Genomic DNA, 18532 nt, shown 5'->3' with positions numbered 1-18532 from the left:
AGATTACCCGTGAAAATGGAAAGAACTACCGAAAAAGACTCTCATTACAACAACTTGGAGCAGATGAGCGTGTCTGATATCCTTAAAAATATCAATAAGGAGGATCGTACCGTTCCTGATGCTGTAGAAAAAGCTATTCCCCAAATAGAAAAATTGGTAACTATAGTTACCGAAAAAATGAGGAATAACGGACGTCTTTTTTATATCGGTGCTGGTACCAGCGGCCGCCTCGGTGTAGTTGACGCTTCGGAATGCCCGCCTACTTTTGGCGTTCCTTTTGATATGGTTGTCGGTATAATAGCCGGCGGTGACGGAGCTATCCGTAAAGCTGTTGAGTTTGCTGAAGATGATACCGAACAAGCATGGAAAGATCTGTCGGCTTACCGTATAAATGAAAAAGATGTGGTAGTTGGCATTGCTGCTTCAGGCACTACGCCTTATGTAATCGGCGGCCTGCGAAAGGCTAATGAGAAACATATAGCTACCGGTTGCATTGTCTGCAATAGTGGCAGTCCGGTGGCGGCAGAAGCCAAATATCCGGTTGAAGTAATAACCGGACCGGAATTTGTAACAGGTTCAACAAGGATGAAAGCCGGCACAGCACAAAAACTGGTATTAAACATGCTAACCACCAGCGTGATGATACAGTTAGGCAGAATAAAAGGCAATAAGATGGTGGATATGCAGTTAACCAACAACAAGCTGGTTGACCGAGGTACACGAATGGTGATGAATTATACAGGTCTGCCTGAACACGAGGCAGCCGAATTACTGATAAAATACGGCAACGTGCGCAAGGCGGTTGAAGTACATATGCAGGCTAAATAATGTGCAGATGCGTGAATATGCAGATGTACAAATAATTAATAAATTAGAAACAAAAAACGCCTCCCAAACAAAACGACTATTCCGTCTTCCTTCTCCTTTGGAGAAGGTGGCTGAAAGCCGGATGAGGTATGGGAGGTTGGAGGGGCTGGCTAATGCACGAGATAGAGCCATATTATAAATGGAGGGATGATTACATTGCATCCGAGGATGAATATTCGCCTTTTTATGCAACGGAATACAGTGAGTTTGAATTTGATAAGCAGATCTATAACTATTTGCTTCACCCGCAGTGGGATTCGTTTGGCTCAAGCACTTTATATTTAAAAGTACTGTTTGCTGATTATGAACGCGGATACAGTATAATTGAACTGATAGGTGAATGGAACGATGCTATTAATAATGATATCATGCTGTTAAAGCGCGAGATATTGGAACTGATGATCGATAATGGTATCAACAAGTTTATTTTGATCGGCGAGAATGTGTTAAACTACCATTCATCTGACGACTGCTACTACGAGGAGTGGTTCCAGGATGTGGAAGACGGGTGGATAGCCGGTGTCAATTTCAGGGAGCATGTGATCGATGAATTTAAGCGGAACAATATCGACTACTATATCAATTTTGGCGGCGAACTGGACGACATCGTTTGGCGCAACCTGAAACCAATACAGGTATTTAAAAAGGTAGAAGAACAACTGGTAAAAAGGCTTAATTAGATGTTTAATGTGCAGATTGTTCGATGTGCAGATATGCAAATGAGTAAATGTGCAGATGATCGGGAAAAGCAAAAACATATGCACATCTGCATATCCGCACATTTGCACATCCGATATGTATCAAAATTTTCGTAAATTCGTATAAAATAAAAAATCAATTTTTTTAAAAAATGGAAAATCAGAACCAGGATTACAATTATAATAATGTAATCCAGATAGAAGACAGTGAGTCAACCTCACGCAAATATTTAGCAAGTGTATTTGTATGGATGTTTGTAGCATTAGGCATTTCAGCCTTCACCACTTTTGAGTTTTTCGCAAATGCGAGTTTAATGGATCTTATAGTTGACCCCGTTGCTCATAGATTTACGGGCTTAGGTTATCTGGCAATATTTGCCCCAGTTGCTTTTTCATTTGTAATAAGCTTTGGTTTTAACCGCATTTCATACCCGGCTATGCTATTTCTGTTTATTACGTACGCAGTAACAATAGGCGTTAGCTTAAGTATTTTTGGCCTTATCTATACAGCAAGCTCAATATTTGGAGTTTTCCTAAGTTCTGCTGTAGTCTTTGGTATAATGGCAATTGCGGGTTATACAACGCACATGGATTTGACAAAATTCGGATCAATATTGATCATGATATTTTTCGCTGCTTTTGCTGTTGGCCTTATTAATTTCTTTCTTGGTAGTGCGCAACTTCAATACTTATTAAGCTTTGTGTTTGTAGCGATTATGATCGGATTGACTGCTTATTACATGCAAATGCTGAAACGAATTGGTGCAGGCATGGAATTCGGTACTGACAGCTCTAAAAAATTGGTGTTAATAGGTGCTTTTGTTCTTTACACAACATTTATTAATTTGTTTACTTCGATGCTACGCATTTTCGGCGGAAGAAGATAATTCGTCAATAAAATACTCATTTAAAAATTATAAAATCCCGGTTGCACAAAGCACCGGGATTTTTTTTGCAGGTTGTTTGGCATATTTTGTATTTTTAAAAATCTCTCTGCATTTGAATTTACAAAACATGATCTCTAAAAAGTATACTATTGCAAAAGCTGCTATTGCATTAATGGCTTTCGGCATTATTGCCTCCTGTCATAGAACATCTTCGCACCAGGAAATGATCAGCATACTTCAGCGGCTGAATAAAAAGAATTACGATGTGGCAAACCCATTCAGGCCCGAGGCCAAATTAGCCCATTACGATTCCCTGCTTAATATGCCTGGCAACAGTAGCAATGCTTTCTCTCTTCTGGCAAAAGCACCTCTTTTGCTGCAGGACGGCCAGAAGCAGAAATCAGTAGACATTTATGAAGACATATCTAAGCGTATGGACTCAACTGAAGTACGCAATATGCGCCCCGGAATGGCCCTGGCATATATGCGTTTGGGCGAACGCACTAATTGCATGCTTAACCATACCGGATCATCATGTATATTCCCGATAAAAGACGAAGGCGTACATAAAATAAAAACGGGCTCACAAAAAGCGATAGCAGTATATGAAAGAATACTAAAGGACAATCCGGATGACCTGCAATCAAGGTGGCTGCTTAATATCGCGTTTATGACATTGGGCCGTTATCCTAAAGATGTACCTAAAGAGCTTTTGATACCCAACCTTGATGCTGATACCGCTTATAAAGTAAAACCTTTTACGGATATGGCGCACGACCTTGGCCTGGACATCTATGGCGAGGCCGGCGGACTTATTGTTGATGATTTTAATAATGACGGGTATCTTGATGTTGTTATGACTGGCTGGGACCTGAGCAATCCGATGCATTATTTTCAGAACAACCAGGATGGCTCGTTTAGCGATCTTACCGAAAAGAGCGGGTTAAAAGGGATAACCGGGGGGTCGAATATTCAGCAGACCGATTATAATAACGATGGCAACATCGATATTTTTATAGAACGCGGCGGATGGAATACTGAAGGGTTCGGAAATCAGCCCGGCTCACTGCTACGCAATAACGGGGATGGCACTTTTACCGACGTTACGATACCAAGCGGCCTGTTATATTTCCATCCATCCCAAACTGCAGTATGGGCTGATTTTAATAATGATGGCTGGCTGGATCTGTTTGTTGGTGTTGAAAATTTAGGCAACAGCGGCGGAACACACGCTTGTATGCTATACATCAATAATCATGATGGTACTTTTACCAATGTGGCTAAAAGTGCGCATTGCGATTTCGAAAATTATGTAAAGGCAGCAACTGCTGGTGATTTTAATAATGATGGCTGGCCTGACATTTTCATATCCACCATGGATGGTAAAAAATACCTTTTGAAAAATAAACAGAAAGGTGGTAAGGCAGTAGATTTTGAAAACGTTTCTGAAAGTGCAGGTTTAACTGCTAACAAAGAAAGCACTTTTACTACCTGGTTTTATGATTATAATAATGATGGCTGGCAGGACATATTAGTTTGCGATTATGCTTTTGATAAATCGCTTGGAACTTACGCTGCCGCCGAAGCACTTGGAAAACCTATTCCAAAAGCAGGCAACGTATTCCTGTACAAGAATAATCATGATGGAACGTTTACTGACGTAACCAATGAGGCGGGTTTAAATAAGGTCGTTTTCAGCATGGGGGCTAACTTCGGTGATATTGATAATGACGGTTACCCGGATATGTATTTCGGTACAGGTAATCCTGATTTCAAATCGTTGGTACCTAATAAATTATTCAAAAACATCGACGGCAAAAAATTTGCCGATGTTACTACCTCTTCACGCACAGGTAATCTGCAAAAAGGCCACGGTGTAGCATTTGCCGATTTTAGAAATATCGGTATCCAGGATATTTTTATAGACATGGGCGGCGCGTATAAAGGCGATTCTTACAACAGTTCACTCTATGTAAATCCCGGTCAAAATAATAACAATTGGATCTGCTTAAAATTGGAGGGTGTAAAAGCAAATAAAGCGGCTATAGGCAGTCGCATCAAATTAACCTTTGCAGAGAATGGCACAAAACGGAGCGTCTATAAGTATGTTAATTCCGGTGGCAGCTTTGGGTCTTCACCTTTAAGACAGGAGATAGGGATAGGGCAGGCCAAATTAATTGATGAGATCGAAATAAAATGGGCGGGTAGTCAAACCATGCAGCGATTTACAAATGTTGGTCCCAATCAATTCCTGCATATAACAGAAGGTGAAGCTAATGCTGAAGTTATTCATCTGAAAAAACTAAATTATAAACACAAACAAGGTATGCCTATGAATATGTCAATGGCTGCAGGGCTAAATTGAGCATGTCTATTTTATGCTGTTATGCTAATTCATTTGTAACAATATTATTGAAAAAACGCCCTTTTTAGTAGTGTATCACAAGTTTTACTAAACTTATTCATCTTGCGACATATCGGCAATTAGCTTTAGGGATACCTATCTAAAGCTAATAATGATACCTAAAAAAAATCGCAAAAAAATCACTAAAATTATTGTCGCCCTATCCGCACTTAGTTCAATTGTTTCCTGTCATAGAGCCCCATCATCGCACCAGGAAATGATCGACATACTTCAAAAGTTAAATAAAAAGAATAACAATACGTCAAACTCATTCCGAGTTGAAAGTAAACTATATCATTACGATTCATTGCTTAAGCTACCACATAATGAACATAACCCTTATATACTTTTAAAAAAGGCACCATTACTGTTAAAAAACGGCGAGGAGGAACAGTCCGTAAACATCTACCAGGACCTGGCTAAACGCTTGTCGCCAATGGAGGCAAGTGATATACTGCCTGGTATGGGTATAGCTTATATGCGATTGGGTGAACGTACTAATTGCATGCTTAATCATAATGGATCATCTTGTATATATCCTATAAAAAACGAGGGCATCCATAAGATAAAAACTGGTTCACAAAAGGCTATAAAAGTATATGAAAGGTTGTTAAAGAACAATCCTAACGATCTGGCATCGAGATGGCTCCTTAACATTGCATTTATGACTCTTGGCGGCTATCCCAACCAAGTGCCAAAGGAATTTTTAATACCCAATCTTGGGGCTGATACCGGTTACAAAGTAAAACCATTTACAGATATGGCGCCTGACCTGGGCCTGGATATTTACGGAGAGGCTGGTGGGGTCATTGTTGATGATTTTAATAATGACGGATACCTGGATATTGTAACATCGGGATGGGAACTGAATAATCCGATGCATTATTTCCAAAATAATAAAGACGGTACGTTTAGCGATCGCACAGAGCAAAGTGGCTTGAAAGGGCTAACGGGAGGCCTTAATATCCAACAAACAGACTATAATAATGACGGTAAGCTGGACATTTTTGTTTTGCGCGGAGCATGGAATACCCAGGGCTTAGGAAATCAACCAAGTTCGCTATTAAGAAACAACGGTGACGGTACTTTTACTGATGTGACGATCCCCAGCGGATTGTTTTTCCTTCATCCCACCCAAACGGCTGTTTGGGCCGATTTTAATAATGACGGCTGGCTTGATGTATATGTCGGTGCCGAAAATCCATTAAGTCTGGATTCTGGTGGTACCCATACTTGCATGTTATATATGAATAATCACGACGGCACTTTTACTAATGTGGCGGAAAAAGCGCATTGTGCCATTACATCCTATGTAAAAGGAGTAACATCTGCAGATTTCAATAATGATGGCTGGCCGGATATCTTTATATCCACGATGGACGGTAAAAAGTATCTGTTAAAAAACAAAGGTAAAGGCGGAAGGGATGTAGATTTTGAAGACGTTACAGCAAAATCAGGGATCGCAGCTAACACAAAAAGCACCTTTACCACCTGGTTTTATGATTATAATAATGATGGTTGGCAGGATATAATGGTAGCTGACTATACTTACGATAAAACTTTAGCTATCTATGCCGCTGCAGAAGCATTGGGCAAACCAGTACCGGATGCGGGGAATATTTACCTGTACAAAAACAATCATGACGGCACTTTTACCAATGTTACTAAAGAGACCGGCCTGGATAAGGTTGTTTTTAGCATGGGCGCTAATTTTGGCGATATTGATAATGACGGTTACACGGATATGTATTTCGGTACAGGCAACCCTGATTTCAAATCCCTTGTTCCAAATAAACTATTTAAGAATATCGACGGCAAAAAATTCGCTGATGTCACCACCTCTTCCCGCACAGGCAACCTTCAAAAAGGCCACGGTGTAGCATTTGCCGATATTAGAAATACGGGTACTCAGGATATTTTTATTGAGATGGGTGGTGCCTACAAAGGTGATTCTTATAACAGTTCACTCTATGTAAACCCTGGTCAGAGTAACAACAACTGGATCGGTTTAAAGCTGGAAGGGGTAAAATCAAATAAAGCGGCCATAGGCAGTCACCTTAAAGTGACATTTACAGAGAATGGCGTAAAACGGAGCGTTTATAAAGATGTCAATTCCGGAGGAAGCTTTGGGTCTTCGCCTCTAAGACAGGAAATAGGCATAGGCCAGGCTAAATTGATTGATGAGATCGAAATTAAATGGGCAGGCAGCCAAACTGTGCAGCGACTTACAAATATTGCCCCGAATCAATTTCTGCACATAACGGAAGGAAATCAACATGCCGAAGTGATTCATCTGAAAAAGTTGATTTATAAACACAAGGAGGGTATGTCTATGAACATGTCGATGGCTGCAGGCTCATAATAAGAGTAAGGCAAATAAATTATTAAGAATTAAAAATCAATTTGTTATTGCTTTTGTTTCTGTAAAATAAGCGTTACATTTAGTAGATTAAACTGTAGAAAAAATTCAAGAACCCATGAAGAGAATTTTGTTATTATGCTGTTTGTTTATTGGATTAACTGCAGCAAGTTATTCCCAAACTACCAAAAAAACAACCACCGATCCTGTAGAAAAAGCTAAAAGCTTACAGAAGGAACTCAAACTTACTGATGACCAAACTACCAAAGTAGCGGCTGTTTATAAAGAATCATCAGAGAAATTTGAAAAGATAAAAGTTGCAGACCAAGGCAATACCGATAAAATGATGAAAGATATCGGGCCATTACGTACCTCTACGATCAACCAGATCAAAGCCATATTAACGCCTGCACAGGCCGCCAGCTATGATAAGCTGATAAAAGAAAATAAAGGCGGTAAAAGTAATGGTTGGAGTGATGGATGGAGCGCAACATCAGAAAGTTAATTATATATGTTTAAATAATTAAAACAATATATTCTATTGCTCAGTCATTCAAATCAAGGTGTTCAATTTTGACTTTACATGGTTTTGTGCCTGTTTTTGAAATTCATCCGGTGTTTGTCCGGTTTGCTTCTTAAAGAAACGGCTAAAATATGGCCGGTCTGAAAACCCAAGATCATAAGCAATCTCTTTGATGGTGCTTTCACTGTGGATTATCAACCGTTTTGACTCCAGAATAATACGGTCATGGATAAGTTGCGTTCCAGTCTTATCAAGTTTGTCCTTTAGTATCTGATTAAGTCTTTTAGAACTAATGCCCAGCTTTCCTGCATAAAAATCCGTATTGCGTACCTGCAGGTAATTACTTTCCAGCAGCATTAAAAACTCATACACTCGTTTCTGATTGATATCATGGTCCGTAAATTCATGTTCCTTTATCTGGATAAGCTTCAATAAAAATACTTTTAAAAGCGCTTTTACTACAATCAGGTTATCCTTTCCTTTTTCATACTCTTCACTTAATAAAGTATAAACACTACCAAGGCCGGTTGCTGATTCCTGGTTTATACGTAAACATGAAAACTCTCCCTGTACATTAAAAATTTTGAACAGGTCCAGCAGAAATTCCTTGTCCTCTTCTTCCAAAATTTCCCGCTTGAATGAAATGAGCTCACCCTTTTTTCCTGCTTTATTAAGCTGATGGACACGGTAGGGAGGAATCAGGTAAATCCAATCACCTTTAACATCTGTATCGTTAAATTTCAAAGCATGCAGCGGCGCTTCGTTTTTTAACCATACTATTTCAAAGAAATCTTTTCTGCCCGGATCATTCAGATAGCTGGGGGGGCAATTATTCAGATTTCGGATATAGATCAGTGAGCTTTCCAGCTTCGTTTCTTTCAAAATAGTCTGCATAATATAAAGGTTGCTACTTTTAATTTTTCGAATAGGATAATTAGGCAATTATAGTGGACTATTCGGAAATATACACCATATGAGACGTTTTTATGACTTTTTTCTTACGAAATTTCCTGATAGTCCACCTGAATAAGCGGATTGTATAACCAACTGCGCTAACCTTTCCGGTACGTTTGTACACAATTTTAATCGGGTCAGCAAAATGGATGCAGAGAACATAAAAGATGAGCAGTTGGTAGCAGATGTCCGGAAAAACCTTGACATAGTACTTCGTGAAAATTTGCAGTTGGCGGGCGGCATTGACTATACCCAGTTTCCCTCGCTAATTAAAAGCATTTGGCAAGCCAAATCGATATTTCTGATTGCTTCAGGACGTTCGGGGTTTTCGATGCGATCAGCAGCCATGCGGTTGATGCACCTTGGATTTAGTGCCTATTTTGTTGGTGATACCACAACACCTGCCATACAATCAGGCGATTTGTTATTGGCCGCATCGGGTTCTGGAACCACCGGCACCATTGTAAGGGCGGCTGAAAAGGCAAAACAGGCTGGAGCGAAAGTGATTGCTATAACTGCCGGTTCAACTTCAACTCTGGTAGAGCTTTCTGATCATCACATCCAGGTGCCTGCAGCAGAAAAGCAGGATCATGGTGGCAGCAAATCCAAACAATATGCGGGCAGTCTTTTCGAACAGGCCTTATTGCTGATCACCGATGCCATATTCCAGACCTTATGGGCAATTGACGGTACCCCCGCCGAGGAATTATGGAAACGACACGCTAACATGGAATAATATAAAATACATAATTATTAATTTTAAATAGAAAATAAAATGGCCAAATTACAAGTAGCAATAGACTTATTGACAACCGATGATGCACTGGCATTAGCCGCAAAAGTTGCACCTTATGTAGATATTATTGAATTAGGTACTCCACTTATAAAAAATATGGGGTCTGGTGTTATCACAGCGATGAAAAAGGCACACCCTGATAAACTGGTATTTGCAGACCTTAAAACAGCAGACGCCGGAGAACTGGAAGCAGACATTGCTTTTAAAGCGGGTGCCGATTTGGTAACTGTTATGGGCGCAGCCGGCAATGCAACTATTATTGGTGCTGTAAAAGCAGCAAAAGCCCACGGCAAAGGAGTTGTGGTAGACACGATTGGTTATCCCGACCGTGTAAAACGCGCACGGGAAGTAGCAGGCCTGGGTGTTGAATTTGTAGAATTACATGCAGGCTTAGATGAACAATGGACATCAGGGTATTCTATCCAGGTATTAATTGATGAAGCTGCAAGGGCCGGCGTACCGGTATCTATTGCAGGCGGTGTTAATATTAACAACATTGGTGCCGTGATTAATGCTGGTGCCCGGGTGGCTGTTGCCGGGGCTGCAATTTATGGTGCACAAGATCCGGCGGCGGCGGCGAAAGCACTTCGCGAAGCAATAGATGCCGCCTGATTAGCAAACTGTTAACAGTATCTCGAGATAAGGGGCTGTCTTATAAGTAAAAATTCCATTTGGCGCACAGAACAAAATTTGGCTTGGATTTATCTTTGTGACCTTTGCAAAATCTTAGTAGTCTTGGTGGTTTAATTTTACCACAGAGATCATTAAGAAAAGAACACAAAGCACACAAAGCCAAATAATATTTTGCTCCACTTTGTAAATTATACTTTTGAGACGACCTCTTAATATTTCTTACCATCCGGTAACTAAAATGTTTTTGGATTGTGTAGTGCTGCACTTTTGATATTTACTATATGCCTTTACCGCCCTCATCCTGATAGCATCAGCCGACTCATTATTAATATATCCAATTATTGCATCATGCAAAGTATATGCTTCAGGGCACATTAGTTGGTTAGTCCATATCAACGGGTTAGCATTGGCAGCTCTAATTGGGAATTCAAAATACTTTTTGCTTCATGCCCGATATAAGCCAGAAGGCTAGCATTCCCATTAATGCCAATTGTTTTATTATCTGTATGAATAGTATCTTTTAACTGACCTGAACTGCTATACAAAAAATCCTTGATCGCATTTCTAATGTACCGGCCATTATAAGCACCTGCAATGAGGTAGTAATTATTTGTAGCGTTTTTAAAGATTAACCGTTCAAGTTTTATACTATCAATTCTATACTTCCCTACTAATTTCCAATTCTTGGAATTTTTAAAATGGCTACGTACACCATACTTGCTACCCCAATAAAGATTATTATCCAGATCCTGCCCGTTGCCAACTTTTGCCGGCACAGGTATTATCCCTTGGTATTTGTTGTCACATAATGCAACTATGACGTGGATTGTTTTATAGTGATGATCAAAGTCAGTAATTCTTTTCAAACTGTCTTTGACATTTTTAGCTGCAACAGGGGGGTGGGACGAATTTGGTCTACAAGAAAAGAAGGCGGCACAAATAGAAAATATTAAGAGACACCTTTTGAACATACTAAGTGAATATAGTACAATTCAAATACAAAAGGCTCCTAAATCGGAGCCTTTTGTGATATTTTTAAGTTCGAAGATTATTTACTTACATACATTACTTCTTTTACTGCTTTGATCACTCTTTCTGGATTTGGCAGGTATTCCTGTATCAGGGTTGGTGCATAAGGAAGGGGAACGTCGCCACCCATAATGCGCAGGATAGGAGCGTCTAAATAATCAAAAGCATCTTTTTGTACTTTAAAGGCTACTTCTGTTGCGATAGAGCCCAATGGCCAGCTTTCTTCAACAATTACCAAACGGTTTGTTTTCTTTACGGAATTGATCACTGTATCATAATCGATCGGGCGTACAGTACGCAGGTCAATCACTTCAGCACTGATACCTTCTTTTTCCAGTTCGGCAGCAGCAGCATTTACCACTTTCATGATCTTTCCGAAACCAACCAGGGTAACGTCTGTACCTTCTTTGGTTACATTTGCTTTGCCAAGCGGGATATAATAAGTTTCTTCCGGAACTTCGCCTTTATCGCCATACATTAATTCTGATTCCATGAAAATTACCGGATCCGGGTCAAGGATAGCAGATTTTAATAAACCTTTTGCATCAGCAGGATTTGATGGTACAACCACTTTTAAGCCGGGGCAGTTAGCATACCAGTTCTCAAAGCACTGGCTGTGTTGTGAACTAAGCATCCCTGCATTACCTGTAGGGCCACGGAAAACGATTGGGACAGAGAACTGACCACCACTCATCGACATGATCTTGGCAGCACCGTTGATGATCTGGTCAATAGCCACCAACGAGAAGTTGAAGGTCATGAACTCAATGATCGGGCGCAGGCCATTCATAGCAGAACCGATACCGATACCGGCAAAGCCTAACTCAGAGATCGGCGTATCAATTACACGCTTGGCACCAAATTCATCCAGCATACCCTGGCTCACTTTATAAGCACCGTTATACTCGGCCACTTCTTCACCCATCAGGTATATTTTATCGTCCTTGCGCATCTCTTCGCTCATGGCTTCCCGAAGCGCTTCTCTGAATTGTATTTCTCTCATTAGTATATTTAAATGAATTTTTGCGAACGCAAATATAATCACTAATGTGTGAAATGCAATTAGCTGCATAATGTATCGGCTTTTATATTAAAATAGATACAAAAGTCTGACACAGCAATGCTTATGCACGTGATTATCGGCTATATTTGCCCCCTATAGTAAACACATTTGGGATAATAATCTGCCTAAAATTATCTGGTATTTATGGCTGAATTCGACCTGAGTTGCCTCAACTCAATAGCTTTATTTTTTTCTTTCACCTTTCATTTTCGAGGCGATTTCCAACGCTTTACGGGCATTTACTATACCTCCGGATTTTGACAGGGTAGTAAAATCCACCTTCTCTTTGGTGCCTGGTTTTAAAACCATCGTACCTTTCAGTGGCGTAGCCGATTCCATTATCGCTTGTTTTACCTGCCGTGCGCTCAAATCAGGATAGTATTCTAATATCAAAGCAGCTATCCCGGTAACGATAGGAGCCGAAAAACTGGTTCCATCGTCTGTTATCGTTTCCGCATCTGAATCTGTTGAAGTGATCTTAACTCCCGGCGCAAAAAGATCCACATTTTTTTGCCCGTAATTACTAAAAGCAGCAGCAAGATTCTCGTCAGCCTTTAAGCCGGATGCACCTACATTAATCACATTATCCGCATCAGTAGCAGAACCATCCGCAAAAGTATCGTTCGGATAATCAGGCTTTGCATCAACATCCTTGTTATCATTCCCTGCCGCAAGCACCAAAAGTACATCATGTGCTGCAGCATATTTAAAAGCCTCATCAACCCACTCCTTATGCGGTGATATTTTTTTACCGAAACTCATATTAATCACCTTCGCTCCGTTATCAACAGCGTAATGGATGGCGCTAACCTCATCCTTATCATATTCATCGCCTATTGGTATAGCCTTAATTGCCATCAATTTTACATTATCAGCAACCCCATCTATCCCATAATCATTATTACGGATAGCGCCAATTAATCCTGCTACTTCAGTACCGTGCGAGGCATCATTATATTTTAATATATTGTTACCGTATGGCTTATGATCCAAAATATTCGGATCATCGCCAACAATTCGTTTACGGGCTTCAAGGTCAGGATTTATAGAGTTATTAAGCTTGGCCATATATTCGCTCAGCTCCTTTAGCACCTTCACATTTGTACTGGTCGACACCTCATCGCTAAAGGCGATTACCCACAAATTTTTAACTTCAAGCAACGTATCGTTGGTTGTTTGCAAATGCTCCACATCGGCTTTGGTGAATGTCTGGTTAGCCTTTAAATTTAAGGCATGCCTGATATAGCCACTGGTCTCAACCATTGCATTCATAATGGGCGACAATTGGCTGGTCTCTATACGTGCCTTGGTAACAGTTGAATCGTACTCCGTTTTTACATTGGCCCAATAAGCATATTCTTTTTTGTTTTCAGCTGTTTCAGCTGTAAGACTCAGGTATTTTCCTTTAAGCCGATGATATTCCCGTACTTCTTCCTCGGTTTCACTAAAATCAGCTTTGCCTCCGGGGCCACCCAAAAAATCCCAGCCATGTACGTCGTCAGTATAGCCATTATGGTCATCGTCTTTGCCATTACCTGGCTTTTCTTTGGGATTTACCCAAAGCACTCCCTGCAGATCTTTTTGTAAGGTATCAATGCCGCTGTCAATAACACCAACTATTACAGGCTTGCTTTTAAGACCACTGATAAACTGGTAGGCCTGCACCAGGCTGATACCATAATATCCGTCAGCCTTTAAATCAAGTACGTGCCAGTTTTTAGGCGGATCAGGTTGTGAAGGTGGCAGCGTTTGACCGAAAGTATTCAGGCTTATGAACAAAAAGCCGGTTAAAATGCAGCTTATAAGGAACTTTGGAGTAATGAACATCGAATTTGGTTAGATAGTATAAGCTACAGGTCGAATTTAATGCCTTGCGCCAGTGGTAATTTAGTTGAATAATTGATGGTGTTGGTTTGGCGTCGCATATAAACTTTCCAGGCATCAGACCCCGACTCGCGGCCACCGCCCGTTTCCTTCTCACCTCCAAAAGCGCCGCCTATTTCGGCACCTGATGTTCCGATGTTTACATTGGCTATTCCACAATCAGAACCAGCATAAGATAAAAATTGTTCTGCCTCACGTAAATTATTTGTCATGATAGCAGATGAAAGCCCCTGCGGAACAGCATTTTGCAGCTCGATAGCCTGTGTTAGATCACTATATTTTATCAGGTACAAAATAGGTGCAAAGGTCTCATGCTGAACGATCTGGTAATGATTTTCCACTTCGGCAATACATGGTTTTACGTAACAGCCCGAAGTATAGTTCGCACCATCCAATTTACCGCCTTCTACCACAAACTTGCCGCCTTCTGATTTACATTTTTCTATGGAATCAAGATAAAGTTTTACTGCGTCCTGGTCTATCAACGGCCCCATGTGATTGTTTTGATCCAGTGGGTCGCCAATACGTATCTGCTTATAGGCGTTCACTATTTTTTGTTTAAACTGATCATAAACGCTTTCATGAATGATCAGCCTGCGGGTACTGGTACAACGCTGCCCGGCAGTACCAACTGCGCCAAACACTGCGCCAACCAGTACAGTATCTAAATCAGCATACTGGCTTACGATGATGGCATTGTTTCCACCCAGCTCTAATAAACTACGCCCTAAACGCGCGCCAACGGCTGCGCCTACTGCTTTTCCCATACGGGTTGAACCAGTAGCTGAGATCAATGGTACACGTTTATCATTAGACATTAATTCGCCTACCACTCTATCACCTATCACCAGGCAGGACACACCTTCAGGAACACCATTTTTAGCGAAAACCTCCTGGGCAATGTGCTGACAAGCTATTGCAGTCAGCGGTGTTTTTTCAGATGGTTTCCAAACACAAACGTCTCCACACACCCAGGCCAATGCGGCATTCCAGCTCCAAACAGCCACCGGGAAATTAAATGCTGAGATAACACCCACTATGCCCAGCGGATGATATTGCTCATACATGCGGTGCTCCGGTCTTTCAGAATGCATCGTTAAGCCGTATAATTGCCTGCTTTGTCCAACGGCAAAATCACATATATCGATCATCTCCTGTACTTCGCCGTAACCTTCCTGCAGACTTTTGCCCATCTCATAGGATACCAACGCGCCTAATTCCTGTTTCTTTGCGCGCAAAGCTTCACCAACCTGACGCACTATTTCGCCACGTTTCGGTGCAGGCACGTTGCGCCATTGTTTAAACGCCTCACCGGCCTTTTCAATTACTTTATCATAGTCGGCCTTTGTGGCCATTTTAACCGAAGCTATTTTTTTGCCGTCAACCGGCGAAACAATAGTTTTTACCTGTGCATCCGCACTGCTTCCCAAGATAGCACCTGTACTAAACGCCTCATTATTGTCGTTTATATGTAAATGCTTAAGAATCGTTGAAATATTAAGGCTCATAATCGTAAATTTGTCAAAGGTAAAATCTTTAGGGCAATTTACTATCAACTCATCCTTTGCCGGACTCAAACTCTTAAATGTTTTTCGTTTACTATCAGGTACTTGCAAAAAACCTTGTTAAAAATGTTTGAATGTTGAAAACTAAATTCCCTAAAAGAAGGTACAAATTGTAATTTGAGACAGCAAAAGCTAAAAAGCCCAACAATTATATGAAGGGCAAAATAGCAGCTCGCGTTCTGAAAAATATATTGAATGGAAGAAGAATTTGAATTTGGTTTCAGTGAGGACCCCAAGTTCTCAGTTGAACGTTACGAAGAAATGATTCGTAATCATGATCAGTATTTTTTTGATGCGCAGGCGTTTGAAAATATTATCGACTACTACATCGAAAAGAATGATCCGGCGAAAGCCCTTCAGGTGGTTGAATATGCTTGCAATCAGCATCCCTTTGCCGCCGTATTTTTAATCAAGCAAGCCCAGCTTATGGTCGTCACCAACCGTGTCAGCGATGCCTTTTTGGCACTCGAGAAGGCGGCGTTGCTCGAAGCTTCGGATGCGGATATTTATATCATCCGCGGCAATCTCTATGAAAACATGGAGCGCTATGCCGAAGCTTTGGAGAACTACGAAAAAGCACTGGAACTGGCTGACGAGACCGATGAAATTTTGCTGCATATATCATATGTACACCAAAACATGGGCGATTATAACACGGCCATTACTTACCTGAAAATGTGTCTGCAACAGAATATGGAAAACCAGGACGCTTTATATGAGCTGGCTTTCTGTTACGATGTGATGGACAACCAGGAGGAAAGCGTGCAGTTTTATCAGCAATATATCGACAGCGAACCTTACAGTTATGCTGCATGGTATAACCTGGGTAACGCCTACACTAAATTAAGCCTGTTTGAAAAAGCGATTGATGCTTATGACTATGCCATCCTGATCAAGGATAGCTTCGCATCCGCTTACTTTAATAAGGGCAATGCACTGGTCAACCTTGAAAAATATGCGGAAGCTATTGAGGTATACCGCCAGACCTTTGAATACGAACAACCCAATGCGGATACTTATTGCGCTATAGGCGAATGCTATGAAAAGCTGGAGCAGATGGACGATGCACGTGCGTTCTATAAAAAAGCAGTTAAAATGGATTCTAAACTGGCTGATGGCTGGTTCGGTATCGGAGTAACGCTTGATTTTGAAGAACGTTATTTTGAGGCCCTGCACTTTTATAAAAAAGCGCTCGACCTGGATATCGCCAATGCCGACTACTGGTTTGCCATTGCCGATGCAGAATACAAGCTGGGCCACATGGTCGAAGCTGAGCATGCCTACGAAAAAGTGGTTGAGTTAAACCCTATTGATGTAGACGCATGGCTGGATTACTCATCTATACTGTATGAGCAAACCCGTTTATCAGATGCTATCGAAGTAATGTCTCAGGCTATCAAAAATAATCCTGAAGCAGCCGAATTGTATTACCGCATGGTGGCCTATTTATTTGCCTTCGGCGATTACAAAGAAGCGCTGAATTTCCTGGAACTGGCATTATCGTCCGACCCGGAAAAGCATTATATATTGTTCGACTACTTGCCGCAGTTGCAAAAAAACAAAGTGATACTGGATATCATTAACAGGTATTGCAAGTAATGTGCGGATAAGAAGATGTGCAGATGTGTAAATTGTTAGATACGTAGCGATTTACACATCTGCATTTTTTTTGCCCTGGATTTAATTTTAAAGTAAAAAAGTCCATTTGATTCATTCATATATGCGTATTTTCACATCTGTATATCTGCACATCCCTCTTGCACATCTGCACATTTATATAGACCTTTGCGACCATTAGAACTTTTTATTATAGCCTATAACTAATTAATATCAATGAACTACCCATTGAACAATTTACCCGAACGCACCGTTAAACCCCGTAACAGTGGTATTACCATGGTGATGGACAAGGGGCTGAGTTTACGCCAGGTGGAGGATTTTATCGAAGTAGGCGGCCTTTATACTGATATCGTTAAATTGGGATGGGCAACTTCATTTGTTACTCCTAATCTTGATGAAAAATTAAAACTTTATCGTGATGCCGGTATCCCTGTTTATTTTGGCGGCACCTTATTCGAGGCATTTATTGTACGTGGCCAGTTTGAGGACTATCGCCGCATACTGGATAAATACAAAATGGAGCATGTGGAAGTTTCTGATGGGTCGATAGAGATCGAGCACGAACTGAAATGTGAATATATCCGCAAATTGAGTGAGCAGGTAACTGTGATATCAGAGGTTGGTTCCAAAGACGTGCAAAAAATATTTGCGCCTTATAAATGGATCAAGCTGATGAATGCCGAAATTGAGGCAGGATCTTGGAAAGTAATAGCTGAAGCACGCGAAAGCGGCAATGTGGGTATCTATCGTGATTCGGGAGAAGTAAGGCAGGGATTGGTTGATGAAATATTAACCCAGATACCCGAAGAAAAAATCATTTGGGAAGCTCCACAAAAAGCACAGCAGGTTTGGTTTATCAAACTGATTGGGGCCAACGTAAGTCTGGGCAATATAGCCCCTGCTGATGTAATACCGCTGGAAACCCTGCGCCTGGGTATCCGCAGCGATACTTTTGATCATTTTTTGAATCTGTAATATAGCTACATAATATTAATGAAGCCTTCGGATAGCGATCTGAGGGTTTTTTTGTTTTATAGTGATGGGTTTGAAACATTAAAAATGAGGGTGTGAATATGCGATTCCTTCCTCGGGGAACCTGCCTGCCGGTAGGCAGGGGTGTAGGAAGGGATTTTTCGGTAGCTTTAATAGCGCATAAAACCCCTCCTTGCTACTTCACATTCGGCCGCACCCCTCTCTAGGCTACCGTGTACCCACATCTTTTTTTTCAAAAAAAGCTGCTCCTTTAGGAG

General features: G+C 41.0%; 15 protein-coding genes. 10 read left to right on the top strand and 5 right to left on the bottom strand.

Features of this window, described 5'->3' with window-relative positions:
• Positions 1-15: 15 nt before the first annotated feature.
• The 6 genes from murQ to ACPPVU_RS02130 all read left to right on the top strand — a co-directional run bounded on the left by murQ (position 16) and on the right by ACPPVU_RS02130 (position 7720).
• Positions 16-828: an N-acetylmuramic acid 6-phosphate etherase gene (gene murQ, locus ACPPVU_RS02155; protein WP_426670049.1), complete on the top strand. Its 813-nt coding sequence runs from the start codon at positions 16-18 to the stop codon at positions 826-828.
• Positions 829-980: 152 nt separating this feature from the next.
• Complete coding sequence (locus ACPPVU_RS02150; RefSeq protein WP_426672238.1) at positions 981-1547, top strand: hypothetical protein; 567 nt, start codon at positions 981-983, stop codon at positions 1545-1547.
• A gap of 170 nt (positions 1548-1717) precedes the next feature.
• On the top strand, positions 1718-2452 hold the full coding sequence (locus tag ACPPVU_RS02145) for a Bax inhibitor-1/YccA family protein (RefSeq protein WP_426670048.1): 735 nt from the start codon (positions 1718-1720) through the stop codon (positions 2450-2452).
• A gap of 127 nt (positions 2453-2579) precedes the next feature.
• The gene (locus ACPPVU_RS02140; RefSeq protein WP_426670047.1) at positions 2580-4817 is read left to right on the top strand and encodes an FG-GAP-like repeat-containing protein; all 2238 of its coding nucleotides are present in this window, start codon (positions 2580-2582) and stop codon (positions 4815-4817) included.
• 151 nt (positions 4818-4968) lie between these two features.
• The gene (locus ACPPVU_RS02135) at positions 4969-7218 is read left to right on the top strand and encodes a CRTAC1 family protein (protein WP_426670046.1); all 2250 of its coding nucleotides are present in this window, start codon (positions 4969-4971) and stop codon (positions 7216-7218) included.
• 115 nt (positions 7219-7333) lie between these two features.
• Positions 7334-7720, top strand: a complete 387-nt coding sequence (locus tag ACPPVU_RS02130) for a hypothetical protein (RefSeq protein ID WP_426670045.1) — start codon at positions 7334-7336, stop codon at positions 7718-7720.
• A 48-nt stretch (positions 7721-7768) separates the two neighbouring features.
• On the opposite strand, the gene ACPPVU_RS02125 is transcribed toward ACPPVU_RS02130, so the two are convergent.
• A complete protein-coding gene (locus ACPPVU_RS02125; protein ID WP_426670044.1) occupies positions 7769-8632 on the bottom strand; it encodes a helix-turn-helix domain-containing protein in 864 nt (287 codons plus the stop codon).
• Positions 8633-8837: 205 nt separating this feature from the next.
• Between ACPPVU_RS02125 and hxlB the strand changes: the two genes are divergently transcribed.
• Positions 8838-9428 (top strand): 6-phospho-3-hexuloisomerase, encoded by a 591-nt coding sequence (gene hxlB, locus ACPPVU_RS02120; RefSeq protein ID WP_426670043.1) that lies wholly within the window; start codon positions 8838-8840, stop codon positions 9426-9428.
• A 39-nt stretch (positions 9429-9467) separates the two neighbouring features.
• Positions 9468-10100, top strand: a complete 633-nt coding sequence (gene hxlA, locus ACPPVU_RS02115) for a 3-hexulose-6-phosphate synthase (protein ID WP_426670042.1) — start codon at positions 9468-9470, stop codon at positions 10098-10100.
• Positions 10101-10513: 413 nt separating this feature from the next.
• On the opposite strand, the gene ACPPVU_RS02110 is transcribed toward hxlA, so the two are convergent.
• The 4 genes from ACPPVU_RS02110 to amaB all read right to left on the bottom strand — a co-directional run bounded on the left by ACPPVU_RS02110 (position 10514) and on the right by amaB (position 15605).
• Positions 10514-10987: a hypothetical protein gene (locus ACPPVU_RS02110; RefSeq protein WP_426670041.1), complete on the bottom strand. Its 474-nt coding sequence runs from the start codon at positions 10985-10987 to the stop codon at positions 10514-10516.
• A 182-nt stretch (positions 10988-11169) separates the two neighbouring features.
• A complete protein-coding gene (locus tag ACPPVU_RS02105) occupies positions 11170-12153 on the bottom strand; it encodes a pyruvate dehydrogenase complex E1 component subunit beta (RefSeq protein ID WP_426670040.1) in 984 nt (327 codons plus the stop codon).
• 243 nt (positions 12154-12396) lie between these two features.
• Positions 12397-14040 carry a S8 family serine peptidase gene (locus ACPPVU_RS02100; protein ID WP_426670039.1) on the bottom strand — a complete coding sequence of 548 codons (1644 nt, stop codon included), beginning with the start codon at positions 14038-14040 and terminating at the stop codon, positions 12397-12399.
• Between the two features lie 23 nt (positions 14041-14063).
• Positions 14064-15605 carry an L-piperidine-6-carboxylate dehydrogenase gene (gene amaB / locus ACPPVU_RS02095; protein ID WP_426672237.1) on the bottom strand — a complete coding sequence of 514 codons (1542 nt, stop codon included), beginning with the start codon at positions 15603-15605 and terminating at the stop codon, positions 14064-14066.
• Positions 15606-15857: 252 nt separating this feature from the next.
• On the opposite strand from amaB, the gene ACPPVU_RS02090 reads away from it, so the two are divergent.
• Together ACPPVU_RS02090 and ACPPVU_RS02085 are read left to right on the top strand one after the other, a co-directional pair.
• Positions 15858-17261 carry a tetratricopeptide repeat protein gene (locus ACPPVU_RS02090; RefSeq protein ID WP_426670038.1) on the top strand — a complete coding sequence of 468 codons (1404 nt, stop codon included), beginning with the start codon at positions 15858-15860 and terminating at the stop codon, positions 17259-17261.
• 234 nt (positions 17262-17495) lie between these two features.
• Positions 17496-18257 carry a phosphosulfolactate synthase gene (locus ACPPVU_RS02085; RefSeq protein WP_426670037.1) on the top strand — a complete coding sequence of 254 codons (762 nt, stop codon included), beginning with the start codon at positions 17496-17498 and terminating at the stop codon, positions 18255-18257.
• The last annotated feature ends 275 nt before the right edge of the window (positions 18258-18532 follow it).

The organism is Mucilaginibacter sp. McL0603 (genome assembly GCF_049992945.1).
GTDB lineage: Bacteria > Bacteroidota > Bacteroidia > Sphingobacteriales > Sphingobacteriaceae > Mucilaginibacter.
This window is presented reverse-complemented; position numbering and strand designations above follow the sequence as displayed.